This is a genomic window from Paenibacillus sp. 01T422 (assembly GCF_056398785.1).
On record NZ_JBFTQB010001150.1, the window covers coordinates 1 to 1653 of the forward strand.

Genomic DNA, 1653 nt, shown 5'->3' on the forward strand with positions numbered 1-1653 from the left:
ACGTATGAGTGGGAGGCAAGATCAAGTGGGAAGTGGGAGGGAGAAGGGCGAATGAGTCAGAATAAGTGGTACCAGTTGACATCGGAAGAAGTCCTGCAGCTACAGCAGGTGGACACGCAGCAAGGATTGCCCTGGGAAGAAGCCTGGAAGCGGCAGGGAGAAGCAGGTCGCAATGAGCTGACTGAAGGGCATCGCGTCTCTCCGATTACGCTGCTATTGAATCAATTCAAAGATTTCATGGTGCTGGTGTTATTAGGGGCGACTCTGATCTCCGGCTTGCTGGGCGAATATTTAGATGCGATCACGATCGTTGTCATCATTGTCATGAACGGAATTCTTGGCTTTACCCAGGAATTTCGCGCCGAACGTTCGTTGCGCGCACTTAAAGAGCTGTCAGCTCCGAATGCGAACGTATGGAGAGAGGGCGCCATTCATCAAATACCGGCTCGTGATTTGGTACCTGGCGATATCATTATGCTTGAAAGCGGGGATCGGGTTCCAGCAGATGTTCGTTTCCTGGAGACCAATGGCGTCTATATTGAGGAATCAGCGCTAACAGGCGAGTCTGTGGCAGTCAGTAAGCAAACGGCCGCTATTGCGCATGACGAAGTACCACTCGGGGATCAGCGGAATCTAGGGTTTATGGGGACGATGGTTTCAAGAGGCACAGCCAAAGCCATTGTCGTTCGAATCGGTATGAATACAGAGATGGGTAAAATCGCAGATTTGATTCAAAATACGGAATCCATGGAAACGCCGCTTCAGCACCGTTTAGAACAGCTAGGGAAGATACTGATTATCGTAGCAATTGCGTTAACCGTTCTCGTTGTCGTTGCTGGTATTATGCATGGACAACAGCCTTATGCCATGTTCTTGGCTGGAGTGAGTTTGGCCGTTGCTGCTATTCCAGAAGGCTTGCCTGCTATTGTGACGATTGCCTTGGCACTTGGCGTACAGCGCATGATTAAGCGCAAAGCGATTGTAAGAAAGCTGCCTTCTGTAGAAACATTAGGATGCGCTTCGGTGATCTGCTCCGACAAAACAGGAACACTCACACAGAACAAAATGACCGTTACCCACTTATGGGTTGGCGGCGATGTGCTGGAAGTGACGGGGGATGGCTATACGCCAGTAGGGGACATTCAAATTGGTGGACAAAGCGCCGATGTGCTCAGAAACCCTTCTTTAAGCAGGCTGCTTCATGTGTCCGTGCTTTGTAATAACGCAACGTTATATGAGGAAAAGCAGGAGTCGAAACGGAAGAAAGGCAAGGATACCAAAGAAAATGTCGTCTCTGTCTGGAATATCAAAGGGGATCCGACCGAAGGAGCACTAGTTGTCCTGAGCGCGAAGAGCGGTATTACGCATGAATCGCTTAGGGATAAGTATAAACGGATCGCCGAGTTCCCATTTGACTCTGAGCGCAAACGGATGTCTGTTCTTGTGACTTCGGAAAATGGACGCATGGCGTGCACCAAGGGAGCGCCTGACGTTCTGCTCCAGCACTGCAGCTACATTCTATGGGATGGCAAAGTCATTCCATTTACGTCTACGCTTAAGCAAAAAGTAATGGCGGCCAATGAAGGCATGGCAAGATCGGCCCTGCGGGTGCTTGGCATCGCTTATAAGGAGCTAAAAAGCACGGATCGCTAC

General features: G+C 50.0%; 1 protein-coding gene. It reads left to right on the top strand.

The window, feature by feature from the left end; all coding sequences use genetic code 11:
• Nucleotides 1-51: 51 nt before the first annotated feature.
• The coding region (locus tag AC1DUA_RS36615) for a cation-translocating P-type ATPase (RefSeq protein WP_477504403.1) at nt 52-1653 on the top strand (1602 nt) is incomplete at its 3' end.